Raw genomic sequence first — 18,936 nt, forward strand, 5'->3', positions numbered from 1 at the left:
ATGACGGAGCGACCCCTGCTGGTCGTCGGCTTCGTGACGCCGGTGTTCCGGGAGCTGGCCGCGGCCGCGCCCGCGGGCTCGGTGCTGGTCGTCGAGGAGCCCGACGTGGCGCGCAAGCGCGACCTGGCGGCCAAGGTGGCGGGCAACCCGGCGGTGGCCGGGCTGATCCCGTGGGCCTACGGCGCGGCCGAGTCGGCGGCGGACTTCGTGGCCGCCCACCCGGACCTCGATCCGGTGGGCGTGGTGCCGCTGGTCGAGTACGGCACCCCGTTCGCCGCCCGGCTCGCCGAGCGCTACGGCCTGCCCGGCGCGGGCGTGGCCGCCGCCGACGCCATGCGCGACAAGGCTTTGCTGCGCGAGGTGACCGCGCGGGCCGGCATCGCCAACCCGCAGAGCGTGACCGTGCGCGGCCCGGAGGAGGTCACCGCGTTCATGGCGGGGCTGGGCGGCTCGGCGGTCGTGCTCAAGCCCGCCAACCGGCAGGCGGCGGTCGGCACCCAGGTGATCGGCGACCCGGCCGAGGTCGTCGCGGCGTGGCGGGCGTGCGCCGAGCAGGACGAGGGCATCTTCGTCCCGGACCGGCCGATGGACCGGCGCATGCTGGCCGAGCGCTGCGTCGCAGGCCAGGAGTTCAGCGTGGAGCTGCTGGTCCGGGCGGGCGAGGCGGTGTTCGCCAACGTCACCGGCAAGCAGCTCTACCCGGGCCCGCGCCCGGTGGAGCTGACCCACATCGTGCCCGCCGACATCCCCGCCGACCTCGCCGACCTGCTGGTCGAGCGGACCGGGCGGGTGCTGGCCGCGGTCGGCTTCGGCACCGGCATCGCCCACTGCGAGTGGATCGTCGAGGACGGCGAACCCCACCTGGTGGAGTGCGCGGGCCGCATCCCCGGCGACGGGATCATGGAGGTCATCGACCGCGCGTACGGGATCAACCTGCTGCTGGCCTACTTCGCGCTGATGAAGGGGGAGGAGCTGCCCCCGCTGCCGGGCGAGGCGAGCGGCGGCGCGGTCGTGCGGTTCGTGGAGATGGAACCCGGCGTCATCGAGTCCATCCACGGCGAAGCCGACGCCCGCGAGGTCGACGGGGTGTTCCTGGTGGACATCACCGTCGCCCCCGGCCACCGCTTCGACCGCCTGCGCAGCTCGTGGGACCGGGCAGGCCTGGTGATGGCCACCGCCGACACCGCCGCCGAAGCCCTCCGCCGCGCCGAGAAGGCCGCAGGCCTCGTCCGCATCCAGACGCGGCCGTAGCTAGCGGGGCAGGCGCGTCGCGCTGGCGGCGGCCAGGGCGGCGAAGGCCAGCACCCACCAGAAGGTGTCGGCGTAGGCGGTCGGCAGGTCGGTGGAGGCGAGCCTGGCTTGCAGCACCACCGCGAGCACCGCGGTGCCGACCGCGCCGCCGACGGTGTTGAGCAGGCTCAGCGCGCTCGCGGCGCGGGGGAGTTGGGCCCGCTCGACGCGGCGGTAGACCAGGGTCATGACCGGCGCGCCGACCAGGGCGGCGCCGAAGCCGCGCACCAGCAGGGCCACGGCGACCACCCCGTCCGGCAGCCCCGCGCCGAGTTGGGTGAACGGCGCGGTTCCCAGGGCCACCAGCGCGATGCCCACGAGGACGAGCGTGCGCGGCGCGGTGGTGTCGATGGTGCGGTTGACCAGGACCGAGCCCGCCGCCGCGCCGATGCCCTGTGGCGCCAGCAGGAGGCCGGTGGCGATGGCGGACAGGCCCGCGCCGGTCTGCAGGTACAGCGGCAGCAGGAACATCGTGCCGAAGACCGACGCGCCGAGCACGACCAGCGCCAGCGCCGCGGCCCCGAACGGGGGAGCGGTGAACAGGCGGGGGTCGACCAGCGGGACGCGGGTCGTGCGCAGGCCGTGGACGACGAAGGCGGCGAGCATGGCCGCGCCGATGGCGATGGCCACCACCGCGGTCGTCGCGTCGCCGTCGACCTCGCTGAGCCCGAACACCAGCACGGCGAGCCCGGGGGACAGGAGCAGGGCCCCGCGGACGTCGAACGGCCCGGCGCGGCCCGCGCCCCGGGCGTCGGGGACGAAGCGCAGCGCGAGCCCGATCGCGGCGAGGCCGACCGGCAGGTTGACCAGGAACAGCCACGGCCACGGGGCCGCGGCCAGGATGGCCCCGCCGACCAGCGGCCCGAGCACCGGCGACAGCAGCGGCACCACGCCCACGACGCTGATCAGCCTGCCGATGCGGTCCGGCCCGGCCGCCCGGGCGAGCAGGGCCTGGCCGGTCGGCGGCAGCAGCCCGCCGCCCAGGCCCTGGACGACCCGGAACACCACCAGGCTCTCCACCGACCACGCCGCCGCGCACAGCGCCGAGCCCACCAGGAACAGCCCGATCGCGCCGATCCACGTGGCCCGCCCGCCGAAGCGGTCGGCCAGCCAGCCCGCCGCCGGGACCGCGGCGACCACGGCCAGCAGGTAGGCCGTGGTGGTCCAGTGGATCTCGGTGACCGGGGCGGCGAAGGTCTCGGCGAGGGTGTCGATGCCGACGGCGACGATCGTGGCGTCCAGCGTCGCCATGAAGGTGCCCAGCACCAGGATGAAGGCGACGCCGAGCAGCGACCGGTCGATCGGCGCGGGCGCGCTCACAGGGCGGGCACGACCATCGGCGTGCCGGTGACCGGGTCCGGCACGACGACGCTGGGCAGCTCGAAGACCTCGTCGAGCAGCGCGGCGTCGACGATGTCGGCGGGCGCGCCCTCGGCCACGACCCGGCCGCCCTTCATCGCCACCAGGTGGTCGGCGTACCGGCACGCCTGGTTGATGTCGTGCAGCACCGCGATGATCGTGCGGCCCTCGTCGCGCAGCCGGGCCAGCAGCGCCAGCAGCTGGTACTGGTGGGTGATGTCGAGGAACGACGTGGGCTCGTCCAGCAGCAGGTAGGGCGTGCGCTGGGCGAGCACCATCGCGATCCAGACCCGCTGCCGCTGCCCGCCGGAGAGCTGGTGCACCGGCCGCTCGGCCAGCTCGGCGACCCCGGCCGCGGCCATCGCCTCGGCGACCGCGGCCTCGTCGTCGGCCGACCACAGCGACAGCAGCGACTGGTGCGGGAACCGGCCGCGCCCGACGAGCTGGCGGACCCGGATGTCCTCCGGCGCCACCGGCTCCTGCGGCAGGAAGCCCAGCGACCGGGCCAGCGCCTTGGTCGGGTACTCGCCCACGTCGCGCCCGTCGAAGGCGACCGTGCCCTCCGCGGCGCGCAGCAGCCGGACGAAGGCGTGCAGCAGCGTGGACTTCCCGCAGGCGTTCGGCCCGACGATGGCGGTGAACGCCCCGTCGGGGATCGCCAGGCGCAGGCCCGTCGACACGGTCCGCTCGCCGTAGCGCAGGGTGATGTCCTGGGCGGTCAGGCGGCTCACGCGCGCCGCACCTCCTTGGTGAGAAGCCAGATCAGGTACGCGCCGCCGATCGCGGTGCTGACCACGCCCACGGGCAGCGACACCGGGGCGAGCAGCGCCTGGGCGAGCAGGTCCGCGCCCATCAGCAGCACCGCGCCGGTCAGCGCGGCGGGCAGCAGCGGCACGCCCGGCGCGCGGGCCAGCCGCCTGCCGATCTGCGGGGCGGCCAGCGCGATGAACGCGATCGGCCCGGCCACCGCCGTCACCGTCGCGGTGCAGCCCACGCCCACCAGCACCATCCGCAGCCGCAGCCGGTCCAGCCCGACGCCGGTCGTGGTGGCCACCGCGTCCCCGAGGGCGGCTTGGCCCACCGCGCGCGAGTCCAGCGCGACCAGGGCCAGCAGCACGGCGATCACCGAGACCGGGATGACCAGGTCGGCCCAGTCGACGCCGTTGAGCGAACCGGCGTTCCAGCCCACGGCCGCGATCGCCACGTCCAGCTCGGCGCGCAGCACGATCCAGGAGTTCAGCGCGGTCAGGATCGCGTTGACGGCGATGCCGATGACGACCAGCCGCAGCCCGGACAGGCTGCCGTTGACCGAGAGCCGGTAGATGAGCGCGGCGACCAGGACCCCGCTGACCACCGAGGAGATCGCCAGCTGGGCAGGCGTCCCGGACAGCACGGTGATCGCGATGAGCGCCCCGGTGTAGGCGCCCGCGTCCAAGCCGATGACGTCGGGGCTGCCCATCGGGTTGCGGGTCAGGTTCTGGAACAGCGCCCCGGCCACCCCGAGCGCCGCGCCGAAGACCAGCCCCGCCAGCACCCGCGGCAGCCGCCACTCGGTGATCACGACTGAGCGCTCCGCCCCGGTCAGCGCCGCGAACACCTCGGCGGGGCTGGCCCACCGCGCGCCGTAGCACAGGCCGAGCAGGCCCAGGCCCGCGATCACCGCGACCAGCGCCACCGCCGTCACCAGCGTCCGGCGCTCCACCCGCGGCGTCCTGAGCGCTGCCGTCACCGCTCCCCCGTCCAGTAGCGGCGGACCGCCCAGATCAGGACGGGACCGCCGATGAAGGCCGTCACGATGGCGACGGGCACCTCGCCGGTGGGCAGCAGCACCCGGGAGCCGATGTCGGCCAGCAGCACCAGCGCCGGGCCCAGCACCATGGCGTAGGCCGTCAGCCAGGGCACCGAGCCCTCGGCGAAGCGGCGGGCCAGGTGCGGCACGATCAGGCCGACGAACACGATCGGCCCGGCCACCGCCGTCGCCGCGCCCGCCAGCACGGTGATCAGCACCAGCGCGACCACCCGCACCCGCGCCACGCCCGCGCCCAGGGTCTGGGCGACGGACTCGCCGAGGGCCAGGGCGTTGAGCGCGCGGCTGAGCACCAGCGCGGCCACCAGGGCCGCGCCGATCGCGGCCAGCGGCAGGCCCAGCGGGGCCTGCTCGCGCCCGGCCAGCGACCCCACCGCCCAGAAGCGGTACTGGTCGAACACGTCCGGCAGCAGCAGCCGCATCCCCAGCGAGAGGCCGGTCAGCACCGCGCTCAGCGCGACCCCGGCCAGCACCAGGCGCAGCGGCGAGCGGTTGCCCACCCCGTAGACCAGCAGCGCGGCCAGCACCGCGCCGAGCATCGCCGCGCCCAGCTCGGCGGGCTGCGAGCCCGCCGCGCCGAGCGCCGAGCCCACGGTGACCGCGAACCCGGCGCCCGCGGTGACCCCGAGGATGCCGGGGTCGGCCAGCGGGTTGCGCGAGAGCGTCTGGATCAGCACGCCCGCCACGGCCAGCGCCGCGCCCACCGCGATGGCCAGCACCGCCCGCGGCGCCCGGATGTCCCGGACGACGACGTGGTCCGGCGAGCCGTCGTAGGCGAACAGCGCGCGCAGGACCTCCGCGGGCGGCACCGACCGGGCGCCGATGCCGATGCTGAGCACGGCCACCGCGGCGAGCAGGGCGAGCGCCGCGACCAGCAGCGTGGTCCGGGTCGCCGCCCGCCCCCGCGCCTGGGTCACTTCGCCAGCAGCGGCGCGAACGCCTCGTCGATCGCGTCGAGGGTCAGCATCGCGCCCGCGTACGTGGCGGCCTCGGTGTAGCGGATGGGGAACGCCTTGCCCGCCTTCACCGCGGGCAGGTTCTTCCACAGCTCGGAGTCCAGCACGTACTGCACCGCGGGCGCGGGCGTGCCGTCGGGCTTGACCGAGTAGGTGATCGCGTCCGCCTCGGCGAAGGCCGCGGGCAGCTCCTCGATCGAGGGGTACTCGCTGACGTCGCGCGAGCCGCCGCCCTTGACCTTCACCTCGCCGTAGTAGTCCGCGCCCACGTCCTGGACGATGTTGGTGCCCCACGCGCCGTTGAACTCGCGCTGGAAGTTGCCCTTGGCGACCTCGCCGTAGGAGCCGACGTGCCCGAGCTTCAGACCGGGCAGCACGTCCTCGTACTTGGCAGACAGCTCGGCCGCCTTGGCCTCGTAGGCGGCCTTGGCCGCGTCGAAGGTGGCCAGCGCGCCCGCCGCGTCGGCCTGGCGGCGGGAGAGCTCGCGCCACGCCGAGGGCACCGTCGGGCCGATCGCCACGACCGGGGCCAGGGCCTCCAGCCGGGCCAGGTCGATGTCGGCGAGCGCGGGCTTGGGCACGCCGATGACGATGAGGTCGGGGTCGGCCTCGGCGATGGCCTCGTAGTTGGTCTCCGCGGCGGACTCGCCCGCGACCTTGGGCAGGCCCTCGTAGGTCGCGCGGATCTCGTCGGTCATCAGCGGGATGCCGCGGGCCCAGGTGGAGATCCCGACCAGCGGGGCCTTCGCCTCCAGCAGCGCGGGCACCGCGTACCCGGTCGCCACGACGCGCTTGGGCGCGACCGGGATGGTGATCTCGCCGTTGTCGGCGCTGAAGACGCGGGTGTCGGCGGCGGGCGCGCTCTGCTCGGCGGCGCCGGAGCCGCAGCCCGCGGCCAGGGCCAGCGCGAGCGCCGCTGCGGCGGCGACCCGGAGGGTTCTGCTCGGGGACATGCTCTTCCTTCGTGGGTTGTGCACGGCTGTCAGCGGTCGCGGTCAGTGGCCGCGATCCGCGGTTGCGGTGAGTGGTTTGTGGTGAGTGGCTTGTGCTCAGTGGTCGTGGTCGTCGTAGTCGGCGACGCCGCGCTTCCAGTAGCCGGTGATGTCGTGGTCGGCCCGGTCCAGCCGCAGCTCGTCGCGCACCCAGCGGCGCAGCGGCTTGAGCGTGCCCGCCTCGCCCGCCAGCCAGGCGTAGAGCCGCTCGCCCTCGGGCACGGTGATCGCCCGCACGGCCTTCTCCAGCACGTCGCTGGTGCCCGCGGGCGCGCCGCCGCGGTGCAGCCAGCGCACCTCGACGTCCTCGGGCGCGGACAGCTCGATCTCCTCGCCCGCGTCGGCGACCTCGATGAACGCCCACCCGGCCGCGGTCCTGGGCAGCTCCTCCAGCCACCGGGCGATGGCGGGCAGGGCGGTGATGTCGCCCGCGAGCAGGTAGCGGTCGTAGGCGTGCGGCACGATCAGCCCGCCGGGCGGCCCGGCGACGTGCACGACCGCGCCCGGCTGCACGGACTTGGCCCAGTCCGAGCCCAGCCCGCCGTCGTGCACCGCAATGTCGATGTCGATCTCCAGCGCGTCGGCGTCGTAGCGGCGGACGGTGTACTCGCGGGAGGTCGGCGCGGGCTTCGGCCAGCGCAGCATCAGCCCGTTCGGCTCGGGCAGGCGCAGCGTGCCGTCGGCCTCGGGGAAGATCAGCTTGACGTGCTCGTCGGGGGAGTGGGCCTCGAACCCCGCCGCGCCCGGCCCGCCGAGGGTGACCCGCACCAGCCCGGACCCGACCGCGGTGGTCCGGACCACCGTCGTCTCGCGCACCCGGATCGGGTAGCCGACCTTCGCCGGGACCGTCCCCGCCCGCACCTCGTCGATCACCGCGAGGTGCCGCTCGCGGTCCTCGATACGCCTCATCGGCATCCTCCCTCAGTAAGGCGAGGCTAACCTTAGAGGAGAGGTCGGATTTGTCCATGTCGACATGGGTCAGGTCACACCCGGTTAGTCCACACTGGACGGAACGCGGGCGGCTCGCCACGGACCGTGACGGCACTCGGGCGGCATCCGCGCGGGTCATCGGATCATGGGGAGGTTAGCCCACGGCTCCCGGCGGGTCGAAGGTGATGTGCACGCGCGCGGTCGTCGGATGCGGGGCGACCGACGCGCGCACCCCGTACACCGCGGCGAGGGTCTCGGGGGTGAGCACGTCGGCGGGCGGCCCGGCCCGGTGCAGGCGGCCGCCGTCGAGCAGGACCACCTGGTCGCAGTAGTGCGCGGCGAGGTTGAGGTCGTGCAGCGCGATCACGGCGGTGACCCCGAGCGCCCTGGGCAAGGCCAGCGCCGCGAACTGGTGGCGCAGGTCCAGGTGGTTGGTGGGCTCGTCCATCACCAGCACCCGCGGCCGCTGGGCGATCGCCCGGGCGATGAGCACCCGCTGCCGCTCGCCGCCGGACAGCTGCGCGAACGGGCGGGCCGCGAGGTCGGCGGCGTCCACCGCGGCCAGCGCCGCAGCGACCGCGGCGCGGTCGGCGGCGCTGTCGCGCGCGAACAGCCGCTGGTGGCACGCGCGGCCCATCATCACCACGTCGTGCACGGTGAGGTCGAAGTCGCCGGTGGCATCCTGGAGCACCGCGGCCACCGTCCGGGCCAACTCGGCAGGCCGCAACCCCCGCACGTCGCGCCCGGCCACCCGGATCGACCCGGTGGCGGGCCGCAGGATGCCGATGATCGCCCGCAGCAGACTCGACTTCCCCGACCCGTTCGGCCCGATCACCCCCACCACCGCGCCGCTCCCAGCGGCGAACGTCAGGTCGTGCACCACCCGCCGCCCGGCCAGCTCGACGCTGATCCCGGTCACCTCGATCACCCGGCCACCCCCGCCCGGCGCTTGTCGTGTCTGCGCAGCAGCCACGGCAAGAACAGCCCGCCGCGTAGCGCGGTGAGCACCCTGACCGCCGCGCTGGTTCCGGCGGTGGAGGTCGGGTCGTGCACTCCGACGGCCGAACTGGTCTCGGCGGTGAAGGTCAGGTCGTGCACAACCTGCCGCCCGGCCAGCTCGACGCTGATCCCGGTCACCTCGATCACCCGGCCACCCCCGCCCCGCGCTTGCCGTGTCGGCGTAGCAGCCACAGGAAGAACGGGCCGCCGCACAGTGCGGTGAAGACGCCGACCGGGATCTCCTGCGGGCTGGCCACCGTTCGCGCGACGACGTCGGCGAGCACCAGGAACGACGCGCCCGCCAGGGCTGCGGCGGGCAGGGCGCGGCGGTGGTCGCCGCCGACGACCAGGCGCACCGCGTGCGGGAGGATCAGGCCGACGAAGCCGATCGGTCCGCTGACGGCGACCAGCACCCCGGTCAGCAGGCTGGTGGCGACGAACATCGCCCGGCGGAAGCGCGGCACGTCCAAGCCCAGGCTGATCGCCGCGTCTTCGCCCGCGTAGAGCAGGTTCAGGTGGCGGGCGTGCGCCATCAGCACAGCCAGCCCGGCCAGCACCGCGGCCAGCGGCACCCAGATGCCCGCCCAGGTCGCCCCGCCGAGCCCGCCCAGCAGCCAGGTCAGGATCTGTCTGGCCTGCTGGCCGTTGCTGGCCAGCAGCAGCATCAGGCTGGTGGCCGCGGCGAGCACGTAGGCGACCGCGACGCCCGCCAGCACCAGGCCGACGGTGGTGACCCGGCCGCCCGCCCGCGCCACCAGGTGCACCAGGACCAGCGAGCCGAGCGCCCCGGCGAACGCGGCGACCGGGGTCGTGGCCACCCCGAGCACGGCGACCCCGGACAGGATGGCCGCCACCGCCCCCGCCGACGCGCCGGAGGAGACGCCCAGCAGGTAGGGGTCGGCCAGCGGGTTGTGCACCAGCGCCTGCAGCGCCATCCCGACGACGGCCAGCCCCGCGCCGACCACCGCGCCCAGCACGACCCGCGGGCCGCGCGAGGTGATCACCACCGTCTCCACGTAATCCGGCCCGGTCGGCTCCACCAGCGCGGGCACGATCTGGTGGAGCACCGCGGTGAGCACGTCCTGCGGCGCCACGCCGATCGAGCCGATGCCCACGCCCGCGACCATCGCCACCGGCAGCAGCAGCGCGAGGAACGCCAGGGCGACCGGGTAGGGGACGCGCCTCACCGCATCCGGTCCGGGTGGAGCTGGGCGGCCAGCCGCTCCACGGCGAACGGCGCGCGGACGCCCAGCACGGTGTCCTGCAACGTCAGGGTGGCGAAGCGCCGGTCGCGGATCGCGGGCACGTCGGCCAGCTCCGGCCTGCCGAGCAGGAAGTCGATCTTCTGCTGGACCGAGGGGGTGCCGTAGTAGTCGTAGACCACGATCACCTCCGGCGCCCGGCGCAGCACCTGCTCCCAGGAGACGTCGGCCCAGTCGCGCGCCACGTCGGCGAAGACGTTGCGGCCCCCGGCCAGCGCGATGACCTGGTTGCCGATCCCGGTCCCGCCCGCGGTGTAGGCGCTGGCCTCGCCGCTGTCGAAGACGAACACCTCGACCGGCTCGACGTCGGCCAGGCGGGCCGCAACGCCGTCGACGCTCGCCCGCATCTCCGCGATCAGCGCCTCGGCCCGCTCGGGCACCTGGAACACCTGGCCGATGGTGCGCACCTCGGCGTAGACGTCCTCCATCACCACCGGCTCGTCGGTGCACTCCTCGCTGCTGAGGAAGGTGGCGATCCCGGCCTGCGCGAACGCCTCGCGGGAGCGGCCGGTGTCGGGGGCGAAGGCGCTGTCGTAGCCCGCGTAGACCAGGTCGGGGGACTGGGCGAGGATCTGCTCGAAGGAGGCGTCCTTCGCCGAGATCTGCGGGATGGCGCGGTACTCCGCGGCGTAGCGGGGCAGCGGGTCGTTGTCCGGGTAGGCCATCCCGACGACCTTGTCCCGCAGGCCGAGGGCGAGCAGCAGCTCGGTCGGGTGCTGGTAGTAGCCGACGACGCGCTGCGGCACGCCGTCGAAGGCGAGCTGCTGCCCGCAGTTGTCGATCGCGGTGCTGCTGGTCCCCGCGGGCGGGGCCGGAGCCCCGCAGGCGGCCAGGGCCAGCGCGGTCAGCAGGGGAACAAGGCGCGCACGCGGCATCGCACACTCCGTCCGGGATACCCACGTCCCAGCAGGGGTCATCCGCCCAGGGCAGTTCCTGACTCCCGACCCGGGGACTTCAGGGCGACCACGCGGTCGCCCGACGAGCCCCCGAGGTGCGGTCACAGTGGCGGGACCGTGCCGGATTCGCACCGGCTTCCTGGAGCCTGGACGGAGCCTGCCCGACGGGCAGGCGGGGCCACCCTAGCCCACCGGCGGCCCCGCCGATCTCCGCGTGACGCGCGCCACCCCGCTCAGCGCCGCAGCTCCCGGTAGGCCGCGCCCGCGCCCGGGTGCAGCGGGATCGCGCCGGTGGCGATCAGCGAGCGCAGGTCGAGGTACTGGGTGCCCAGCGCCGAGGGCGGGATGAGCTGCGGCGCGCGCAGCACGAGCGTCCGCGCGACGGCGGCGGCGACGGCGTCGGGCAGCGCCGGGGTGGTCAGCAGCAGGTTCGACACCCCGATCGTCTCCACCGGCCTGCTGGGGCCGTAGCTGTTGGCGGGCACGGTGACCCGCTGGTAGGCGGGGCCGTGGGCGGCGCGCAGGGCGGGCAGGTGGTCGGTGAGGTCGATGAGCCGGATCGGGTGGCGGGCGGCCAGCTCGGTCAGCGCGGGCGTCGGGACGCCGCCGGACCACAGCAGCGCGTCGACCTCCCCCTCCGCCAGCAGCCGCGTCGCCGCGCCGAGCGTGTTGTGCTCGACCACGGCGTCGATGCCCGCGCCGCCCGTCGCCACCAGCAGCCGCTCGCCGAAGACGGCCGCGCCGGAACCGGTGGCGCCCAACGACACCCGCCTGCCCGCGAGGTCGGCGACCGCGGTGACCGGGCTGTCGGCGAGCACGACGAGCTGCATGTAGTTCTCGTACACCCGCCCGATCGCCCGCAGCGGCAGCACCTCGCCGAACGGGGCCCGCCCCGCCGCCGCGGTGTCGGCGGTGTCGGCCAGGGCCAGGCCGAGGTCGGCCTGCCCGTCCCGCAGCAGTTCGAGGTTCTCCGCCGATCCGCTGCTGGGCGCCACCATCGCCCCCAGCGCCGAATCGAGCTGGTCGGCGAGCAGTTCGGCGAACTCCACGTAGAACCCGCCCTGCTCGCCCGCTGCGATGCGCAGCGTCCGGGCCGGACCGGCGTAGCCGCCGCTGCCGCAGCCCGCGACCCCGGCGGCCAGCGCGCCGATGCCCAGCCGCAGGGCCGTCCGCCGGTTCATGCCCCCGCCTCCGGTAGTTCGATGTGGACGGTCAGGCCGTCCGCCGAGGTGATGGTGAAGCGCCCGCCGCGCGCGGTGACCAGGCGTTCGGCGATGGCCAGGCCCAGGCCCGAACCGGGCGTGGGCGAGCGGCCGCGCCAGAACCGGGTGGTCAGCCGGGGGAGGTCGGCGGCGGGGACGCCGGGGCCGTCGTCGCGCAGTGCGAGCGCGACGACACCATCGCGGGTCTGGGCGGACCACCGGACGGTGGCCCCGCGGCCCGCGTGCTTGATGGCGTTGTCGAGCACCACGTCGACCACCTGTGCCAGCTCGCTCTCCGTGCAGCGCACCGGCAGCGCGGGCGGGTCGTCCGGCCAGCGCAGGGTCAGCCCCGCCTCGGTGGCGGCGGCCTGCCAGGCGTCGAAGCGGTCGGCGAGCACGGCGGTGGCGTCGCAGCGGGCGTCCTCGCCCGTGGTGGCCAGGTGGGTCGCGGTGCTGTCGGCCTTGGCCATGGCCAGCATGCCGTCGAGGAGGTCCTCCAGCCGGTCGAACTCGGCCAGCATCGAGCGCTGGGCGGTCCCGTCGGCCAGGCCGTCGACCCGCAGCCGCAGCGCGGCCATCGGGTTGCGCAGCTGGTGGGCGATGTCGGCGACCAGCCCGCGCTGGGCCTGCGCGGACTCGGCGAGGGCGTCGGACATGCGGTTGAACTCCTCGGCCAGCCCGCGCAGCTCCGGCGGACCGGCCACGATGTCGACGTGGGTGCGCTCGCGGCCCTCGGTCATCCGGTGCATGGCCTCGGCGAGCCGGTCGACCGGCAGCAGCACCCACCGCGCCACCCGGACGACGACCACCACGACCCCCGCGGCGGCGACCAGCGTGGCCAGCAGGACCAGCGCCCACCGGACCGCGATGTCCTCGGCGGCCGGGCGCACCGACGTGCGCAGCACGACCGCCCCGGACACCCGCACCCCGGTGCCGACCGCCTGGCTGATCAGCAGGTCCCCGGCCGACCACGGCCGCAGGTCCGCGGGCGCGGGCCGGGGCTGGTTGCGCAGCGCGGCGTCGACCGCGGCCGCCACGTCCGGCTCGTCCGAGCGCATCCCCTCGGCCACCACGACCGCGCGGCGGGCGTCCACCACGACCACGCCGTCGCCGAAGAGCTGCGCGTGGGCCCGCACCTCCGCGCGCAGCTGGTCGGCGGGCCCGCCCGCCAGCGCGGGCTGGGCGAGCGCGGCGATGCGGGCGGCGTCGGCGGTGCGGGCCATTGCGAACTCGTAGGTCCGGTTCGCCGCCGTGCTGCCCAGCAGCGGCACCGCGAACCCGGCGACGGCGAGCACCGAGAACACGAGCAGCACCAGCAGCAGGCGGCGGCGCATCCGGGCGGCCTCAGCCGAACCGCTCGACCAGGTCGGTCACCAGCAGCGCCAGGAACAGCGCCGACGACGCGCCCAGCACCAGGTTCGACAGCCACCCCGACCGGCCCTCGGCGATCCGCTTGGAGTTGAGCAGCAGCATCAGGGTGATCGCCAGGAACGGCATGAACACCGAGCCGAGCACGCCGTAGACCAGGGTCAGGGCGAACGGGCGGTCGAGGAACAGCAGCAGCATCGGCGGGAACGTCAGCCACAGCAGGTAGCCGCGGAACGGCGCCGACCGCTCGGCCGCCCCGGCGTGGTAGCCGCGCCCGCGGCCGACGACGGCCTCCGGGTCGGCCGCCGCGCGCCTGCCGTGCGGGAGGCGGATCGTGCGCGTCCAGTCGGTGAACAGCAGGCTGACCCCGTTCCACACGCCCAGCAGCGACGTCGAGGTGACGGCCAGGAAGCCGATGAGGAACAGCAGCCGCGCCCAGTCGCCGTAGCGCTCGCCGAGCGCCTCGCCCAGCACGAGCAGGCCGCTGTCGGACTGGGTGAGGTTCTGTCCGAACAGGATGGTCGAGCCGACGATCAGCATGGCCACCACGAAGATCCCGGTCATCAGGTAGCCCACCGCGTTGTCCAACCGCATCATCGACAGCCAGCCGGTGCCCTTCCACCCCTTGGCGAACATCCAGTAGCCGTAGGCGGCCATGGTGATCGTGCCGCCGACGCCGCCGATGAGGCCCAGCACGTAGACCGTCGAGCCCTCGGGCAGCCGGAAGGCCAGGCCGCCGAGCACGTCGCCGAGGTCGGGGGCGACCAGCACGGCGATCGAGACGACCGAGACGAACTTGATCAGCACCAGCACCGTCATGAACTTCTCGAACACGTGGTAGCGCTGCGCCCACACCAGGACCAGGCCGACCACGCCCGCGATCATCGCCCAGTGCCGCACCGACATCCCGCCGAACAGCGCGTTCAGCGGCAGCCCGACCGCGGACATGGCGGTCGCGCCGTAGACGAAGCCCCACAGGACGATGTAGACGCCGAAGAAGCCGGTCGCCCAGCGGCCCAGCCGCCGCCAGCCGTCGAGCAGGGTCGTCCCGGAGGCCAGGTGCCAGCGGCCGACCCCCTCGCCGAGGCCGAGCTTGAGCACCGTGCCCAGCAGCGCCGCCCACAGCAGCGCGGTGCCGTACTGCGCGCCCGCCACCATCGTTGCGACCAGATCCCCGGCCCCGACCCCGGTCGCGGCGGCCAGCAGGCCGGGGCCGAGCCCGCGCAGCTTGTCCTTGCCCGTCGGTGGGGTGACCGTTTCCGTGGTGACCATCGCTCCCGCTCCTCGTCGCGCGCCGGAGTTGACTGTGCGGCGACTGTAGGCGGCAGTGACCTGCGTCTCACCGATCCTTAACCGCGCCTTAAGTCATCCGCCCAGCCGGTACCCGTATCCGCGGACGGTGGCGAGCAGCCCGGGCCTGCCGAGCTTGCCGCGCAACGAGGTCAGGTGCACGTCGAGCGAGCGCGCCCCCGAGCGCCCCCACACCTCGTCGACCACCTGCTCGCGGCTCACCGCCACCCCGGCCCGGCGGGCCAGCACCGCGAGGATGTCGAACTCCTTGGCCGTCAGCGCCACCTCGGCCCCGCCGACGGTGACCCGCCGCGCGCCCAGCTCCACCCGCACGTCGCCCACCTCGATCGCGTCGCGCGGCTCGGCCTGGCGCGAGCGGCGGGCCACGGCGTCGATGCGGGCCAGCAGCTCCCGCAGCCGGACCGGCTTCACCAGGTAGTCGTCGGCGCCCAGGTGCAGGCCCCGCACCACGTCCCGCTCGGTGTCGCGGGCGGTCAGCACGACCACCGCGACCTCCGAGGCCCGGCGCAGCTCGCGCAGCACGTCCAGCCCGTCGCCGTCGGGCAGGCCGAGGTCGAGCAGCACGAGGTCGACCTCGGCGCGCAGCTCGGCCACCTCGGCCGCCGTCCCCACCCGCAGCACGCCGTGCCCGCGCGACCGCAGCGCGTCCACGATCGCCGCCGCCATGCCCGGGTCGTCCTCGACCACCAGGATGCGCATCACCCCATCATGCCGCCCCGGGCAAGCCGACCGATCAGGTTTCGAGAAGTGCGCTCCCGGCGCGGGCGTTTACGGTGTCCTCCATGGACATCACCATCAGCGCCTCCTTCCTGCCGCACGTCGACCCCGACGCCTCGGTGGCCTTCTACCGCGATGCCCTCGGCTTCGAGGTCCGCAGCGACGTCGGCCAGGGCAAGATGCGGTGGGTCACCGTCGGCCCGCCCGGGCAGCCGGGCACCGCCATCCTGCTGGCCCCGCCCGCGACCGACCCCGGCGTCACCGAGGACGAGCGGCGCACCATCGCCGAGATGATGGCCAAGGGCACCTACGGCTGGATCCTGCTGGCCACCCCGGACCTCGACGGCACCTTCGAGCGGGTCAAGGCGCACGACGCCGAGATCGTGCAGGAGCCGACCGAGCAGCCCTACGGGGTCCGCGACTGCGCCTTCCGCGACCCCGCGGGCAACCTCGTCCGGATCCAGGAAGCGTGCTGAGGCCACCCGGGGGAGTGCTCATGTGCCACCCGTCCTGGCGCGAAGCCCGCGCCTTCGCCCTGCGCCTGGCCGAGTTCGCCCGCCAGCGCCGCGTCCGCGACCAGCTCGACCGCGACCACGCCCGCCCGCTGGACGTCATCGCCGTCGCCCGCGCCGCGGGCATGACCGCCGCCCACCTCGTCGCCTGGTTCCGCCTGGCCTACGGGGTGTCGCCCTACGAGTACGTGCTCGCCCGCCGGTTACGCTCCGCGGCGATCGACAGCCCCATCCCCTGACTGGAGGAAGCAGCATGACCGCCGCGCCGCCGCGGACCACGCAGGACCGGCTGCGGGACACCCGCGCCCGCCTCGACGGCGACGTCGACCTGTGGGTCGCCACGGCCGGACCGGGTGGCCCCCACCTCGTCCCGCTGTCGTTCCTCTGGGACGGCGCCACCGTCCTCATCTCGACCCCGCTCTCCTCGGTCACCGCCCGCAACCTGCTGGCCGACCCGCGGGTGCGGCTCAGCTTCGGGCCGACGCGCGATGTGGTCATGGTGGCGGGGACGGCCGAGCCGGTCGCCGTGGCCGACCTCGGGGCGGAGGTCGGCGACGCCTTCGCCGCCAAGACCGGCTTCGACCCGCGGACCCTCGCCCAGCCCTACCAGTACTTCCGCATCACCCCGCAGCGCGTGCAGGCCTGGCGGGAGGAGAACGAGTTGCAGGGCCGCGTCCTCATGCGCAAGGGCCGGTGGGTCGGGTGAGGCCCCGCTAGGGCCGCACCTGCACCCGGATGCGCTCCAGCGCCTCCTCGGCGGCCTTGACCGCGTCGTCCGCGGTCGCGGCCAGGGCCATCACCGAGCCCGCCCGGTCCCACGAGCTGCGCAGCTCGGGCACGTGGTCGCCCACGCCCACCGACAGCGACGCGCGGACGACCCCCGGCACGGCGGCGGCCTCCTCGACGCCCGCCACCGCGGTCACCTCGCCCGGGTCCAGCCGCAGGAAGCGCACGGCGGCGGTGTGGCGGGCGCGGGTGGGCAGCGGGTCGGGCCGCTCGCCGCGCATCACCGCGTAGTAGCTCGCCGCCAGCGGCACCGGGTACGCCCGCTCGATCATCTCGGCGATGCCGTCCCCGGGGAAGCGGCCCGCGCACTCCACCAGGTGCGGCTCGCCGTCGACGGCGATCCACTCGCAGTGCACGACGCCGCTGCCGAAGCCGACCGCGCGCAGCACCGCCTCGGTCTGCGCGCGCAGCCGCGCGGCCAGCGCGTCCGGGATGTCGGCAGGCACGGTGTGGCCCAGCTCGACCGGCCGCGGCCCGGGGAACAGCGCCTTGGCGGTGACGTTGGCGAACAGCGTCTCGCCCTCGCGCACCAGCAGCTCCACGCTGAACTCCGGGCCGCGCAGGTAGCCCTCGACCAGCATCTGCAGCGGCACGTGCCGGTCGGGCACCAGCGCGCCCTCGTCCTGGGCGACGCACTGCGCCCAGGACTCCTCGACCTCGGCCACCTCGGACACGACCTTGGTCCCCACCGACGCCTGCCGGTTCGCGGGCTTGAGCACGACCGGCCCCGGGAACTCGGCCATGAACGCCCGCACCTCGTCGGGGGAGCCCACCGGCCGCGACGGCGGGTTGGGGATGCCCGCGGCCCGGGTCACCCGGCGCAGCTGGGCCTTGTCGCGCAGGACCGAGGCGGCCCCGAACCCGGCGCCGGGCAGGCCGTAGCGCTCGGCCAGGCGGGCGGCGAACGGCGTCGCGTACTCCAGCAGCGGCACCACCATCGCCGGGGCGAGGTCCGGGTGCGCGGCGTGGAACTCGTCGGCCGCCGCGGGCATCTGGTACTCCCAGGGGACCAGCTCGCGCAGCATCGGCACGCCCGCCATCGCCTCGGCGACGCCGCGCTTGTGGATCACGTCGGGCTCGTCGACCAGCACCACCGAGCCGGGTGGGAAGTGGTCGAGCACGGGCAGCACGGGCAGGTAGCCGACGATGATCAGGGTCACCGGTCCTCCAGGTCAGACGGCTTGGCCGAAGGTGAACACGCGGTCGGGGTCGTAGCGGCGCTTCACCGCGGCCAGCCGGTCGTGGTTGGGGCCGTGGTAGGCCGCGCGCCAGCCCGGCAGGTCCGGGTCGGTGAAGTTGAGGTAGGACCCCGGCCCGGCGTGCTCGCCCATGTCCTCGTGCAGCGCGGTGAGCCAGGCCAGGTTGTCCCGCTCGACGGCGGGCCCGTCCGCCGCGGTCCACGAGGTGTCCATCGACACCAGGAACAGGGTGTCGCGGTGGGGGAACGCGGTCGCCCCAACCGGCACGCGGGTGACCGCGCCGCCCCAGGTGAACAGCGCGAACCCGCCGCCGTCGGGGTTGCTGCTGCCCGGCCACTTGTCCACAGCGGACAGCGCGGTGGCCACGCCCGCGTCGCTCAGCGGGGTGGGCGTGCACCGGGTGCGCACCGCGAACGACCCGCCCGCGGACTCGTGCCGCAGGTAGTCCTTGGCCGCCCAGTACCCGCGGTCGGCGATCTCCACCCGGGTCGGGCGGGCCGCGGCGAGCGCAGGGGCGAGGAAGCCGCGCAGCTCGTCGGCGGGGCCGAGGTGCTGGCCGACCACGGACACGACCGGCTCGGCCCCCGCCGCCCGGCTCACCCCGATCCGGGCGGCGAACTCGTCCGGCGCGTCCCGCATGACCTCTTGCAGCGCGACCACCACATCGTGGGCGTGCGCCCGCTCCCACAGCGCCAGGCAGGTCGACGCGGGCCGGGTCGGGCGGGCTTGGAAGGTGAAGGAGGTGTTCACCCCGAAGTTGCCCCCGCCGCCGCCCCGGCAGGCCCAGAACAGGTCGGCGGCGTGCTCGGCGTCGCAGCCGACCACCGTCCCGTCGGCCAGCACCACCTCGGTCGCCACCAGCGAGTCGCAGGTCAGCCCGAACGCCCGCGACACCGCGGCGACCCCGCCGCCCAGGGTGAGCCCGCCGACGGCGACGTCGTCGGAGTTGCCCAGCGGGATCGCCAGGTCGTGGGCCTGGAGCGCGGCGTAGAGCGCGCCCATCCGGGTGCCCCCGCCGACGGTGACCAGCCCGCTGCCCGGGTCGACGCTGATGCGGTCGAGCCCGCGCAGGTCCAGGACCAGCCCGGTGGTGGTGGAGTTGCCCGCGTAGCTGTGCCCGCCGCCGCGCGCCACCAGCGGCACCCGGTTCTCCCGGGCCCAGGTGATCCCCCTGGCCACGTCGGCGGCCGAGGCGACCGACAGCACGGCAGCGGGCTGGACGCCTGCGTAGCGCTGGTTGACCGGCCTGCTGCCCTCGGCGAACCCGAGGTCGCCCGGCAGCACCACCCGCCCGTCGACCAGCCCGGCCAAGCCCGTGAAGTCGGTCATCGGACACCTCCGCGGCATATC

The 18,936-nt window shown here is 75.1% G+C and carries 20 protein-coding genes and 1 riboswitch; of the genes, 4 read left to right on the top strand and 16 right to left on the bottom strand.

All coding sequences use genetic code 11. The annotated features are described in order from the left end of the window. Complete coding sequence (locus ACWEPX_RS00335) at nt 1-1,251, top strand: ATP-grasp domain-containing protein (protein ID WP_451894872.1); 1,251 nt, start codon at nt 1-3, stop codon at nt 1,249-1,251. On the opposite strand, the gene ACWEPX_RS00340 is transcribed toward ACWEPX_RS00335, so the two are convergent. The 14 genes from ACWEPX_RS00340 to ACWEPX_RS00405 all read right to left on the bottom strand — a co-directional run bounded on the left by ACWEPX_RS00340 (nt 1,252) and on the right by ACWEPX_RS00405 (nt 15,071). Then, complete coding sequence (locus ACWEPX_RS00340) at nt 1,252-2,610, bottom strand: DHA2 family efflux MFS transporter permease subunit (RefSeq protein ID WP_451894873.1); 1,359 nt, start codon at nt 2,608-2,610, stop codon at nt 1,252-1,254. Then, the gene (locus tag ACWEPX_RS00345; RefSeq protein WP_451894874.1) at nt 2,607-3,380 is read right to left on the bottom strand and encodes an ABC transporter ATP-binding protein; all 774 of its coding nucleotides are present in this window, start codon (nt 3,378-3,380) and stop codon (nt 2,607-2,609) included. The genes ACWEPX_RS00340 and ACWEPX_RS00345 overlap by 4 nt, the downstream gene beginning before the upstream one ends. Next, nucleotides 3,377-4,393 (bottom strand): FecCD family ABC transporter permease, encoded by a 1,017-nt coding sequence (locus ACWEPX_RS00350; RefSeq protein WP_451895252.1) that lies wholly within the window; start codon nt 4,391-4,393, stop codon nt 3,377-3,379. Before ACWEPX_RS00350 ends, ACWEPX_RS00345 begins: the two co-directional genes overlap by 4 nt. Further along, a complete protein-coding gene (locus ACWEPX_RS00355; protein WP_451894875.1) occupies nt 4,375-5,373 on the bottom strand; it encodes a FecCD family ABC transporter permease in 999 nt (332 codons plus the stop codon). Before ACWEPX_RS00355 ends, ACWEPX_RS00350 begins: the two co-directional genes overlap by 19 nt. Beyond that, nucleotides 5,370-6,365 carry an ABC transporter substrate-binding protein gene (locus ACWEPX_RS00360; protein WP_451894876.1) on the bottom strand — a complete coding sequence of 332 codons (996 nt, stop codon included), beginning with the start codon at nt 6,363-6,365 and terminating at the stop codon, nt 5,370-5,372. Before ACWEPX_RS00360 ends, ACWEPX_RS00355 begins: the two co-directional genes overlap by 4 nt. A gap of 96 nt (nt 6,366-6,461) precedes the next feature. Beyond that, nucleotides 6,462-7,313 (bottom strand): siderophore-interacting protein, encoded by an 852-nt coding sequence (locus ACWEPX_RS00365; RefSeq protein WP_451894877.1) that lies wholly within the window; start codon nt 7,311-7,313, stop codon nt 6,462-6,464. A gap of 175 nt (nt 7,314-7,488) precedes the next feature. Further along, on the bottom strand, nt 7,489-8,262 hold the full coding sequence (locus ACWEPX_RS00370; RefSeq protein WP_451894878.1) for an ABC transporter ATP-binding protein: 774 nt from the start codon (nt 8,260-8,262) through the stop codon (nt 7,489-7,491). Beyond that, a complete protein-coding gene (locus ACWEPX_RS00375) occupies nt 8,259-8,480 on the bottom strand; it encodes a hypothetical protein (protein ID WP_451894879.1) in 222 nt (73 codons plus the stop codon). The genes ACWEPX_RS00370 and ACWEPX_RS00375 overlap by 4 nt, the downstream gene beginning before the upstream one ends. Further along, nucleotides 8,477-9,520: a FecCD family ABC transporter permease gene (locus ACWEPX_RS00380; RefSeq protein ID WP_451894880.1), complete on the bottom strand. Its 1,044-nt coding sequence runs from the start codon at nt 9,518-9,520 to the stop codon at nt 8,477-8,479. Before ACWEPX_RS00380 ends, ACWEPX_RS00375 begins: the two co-directional genes overlap by 4 nt. Beyond that, complete coding sequence (locus ACWEPX_RS00385; protein WP_451894881.1) at nt 9,517-10,470, bottom strand: ABC transporter substrate-binding protein; 954 nt, start codon at nt 10,468-10,470, stop codon at nt 9,517-9,519. The genes ACWEPX_RS00380 and ACWEPX_RS00385 overlap by 4 nt, the downstream gene beginning before the upstream one ends. Nucleotides 10,471-10,502: 32 nt before the next feature. Next, nucleotides 10,503-10,656, bottom strand: a riboswitch (cobalamin riboswitch). A 68-nt stretch (nt 10,657-10,724) separates the two neighbouring features. Next, entirely contained in the window at nt 10,725-11,672 is a 948-nt protein-coding gene (locus ACWEPX_RS00390; protein ID WP_451894882.1) for a TAXI family TRAP transporter solute-binding subunit, read from the bottom strand. Next, a complete protein-coding gene (locus tag ACWEPX_RS00395; protein WP_451894883.1) occupies nt 11,669-13,027 on the bottom strand; it encodes a sensor histidine kinase in 1,359 nt (452 codons plus the stop codon). Before ACWEPX_RS00395 ends, ACWEPX_RS00390 begins: the two co-directional genes overlap by 4 nt. 10 nt (nt 13,028-13,037) lie before the next feature. Beyond that, the gene (locus ACWEPX_RS00400) at nt 13,038-14,333 is read right to left on the bottom strand and encodes an Nramp family divalent metal transporter (RefSeq protein ID WP_451894884.1); all 1,296 of its coding nucleotides are present in this window, start codon (nt 14,331-14,333) and stop codon (nt 13,038-13,040) included. Nucleotides 14,334-14,426: 93 nt separating this feature from the next. After that, nucleotides 14,427-15,071 (bottom strand): response regulator transcription factor, encoded by a 645-nt coding sequence (locus ACWEPX_RS00405; protein ID WP_451894885.1) that lies wholly within the window; start codon nt 15,069-15,071, stop codon nt 14,427-14,429. Between the two features lie 83 nt (nt 15,072-15,154). Here ACWEPX_RS00405 and ACWEPX_RS00410 point away from each other — a divergent pair, with 83 nt between their 5' ends. Genes ACWEPX_RS00410 through ACWEPX_RS00420 form a run of 3 tightly spaced genes read left to right on the top strand, consistent with a single transcriptional unit; the run spans nt 15,155 to nt 16,307 of the window. Then, nucleotides 15,155-15,565, top strand: a complete 411-nt coding sequence (locus tag ACWEPX_RS00410; RefSeq protein WP_451894886.1) for a VOC family protein — start codon at nt 15,155-15,157, stop codon at nt 15,563-15,565. Nucleotides 15,566-15,585: 20 nt separating this feature from the next. Further along, nucleotides 15,586-15,840: a hypothetical protein gene (locus tag ACWEPX_RS00415; RefSeq protein ID WP_451894887.1), complete on the top strand. Its 255-nt coding sequence runs from the start codon at nt 15,586-15,588 to the stop codon at nt 15,838-15,840. A gap of 14 nt (nt 15,841-15,854) precedes the next feature. Next, on the top strand, nt 15,855-16,307 hold the full coding sequence (locus tag ACWEPX_RS00420; protein WP_451894888.1) for a pyridoxamine 5'-phosphate oxidase family protein: 453 nt from the start codon (nt 15,855-15,857) through the stop codon (nt 16,305-16,307). Between the two features lie 7 nt (nt 16,308-16,314). Here the strand turns inward: ACWEPX_RS00420 and ACWEPX_RS00425 are convergent, their stop codons facing one another. Further along, a complete protein-coding gene (locus tag ACWEPX_RS00425; RefSeq protein ID WP_451894889.1) occupies nt 16,315-17,547 on the bottom strand; it encodes an ATP-grasp domain-containing protein in 1,233 nt (410 codons plus the stop codon). Nucleotides 17,548-17,559: 12 nt separating this feature from the next. Then, complete coding sequence (locus ACWEPX_RS00430) at nt 17,560-18,915, bottom strand: FAD-binding oxidoreductase (RefSeq protein WP_451894890.1); 1,356 nt, start codon at nt 18,913-18,915, stop codon at nt 17,560-17,562. Between the last annotated feature and the right edge of the window lie 21 nt (nt 18,916-18,936).

This window comes from Actinokineospora sp. NPDC004072 (assembly GCF_053604195.1).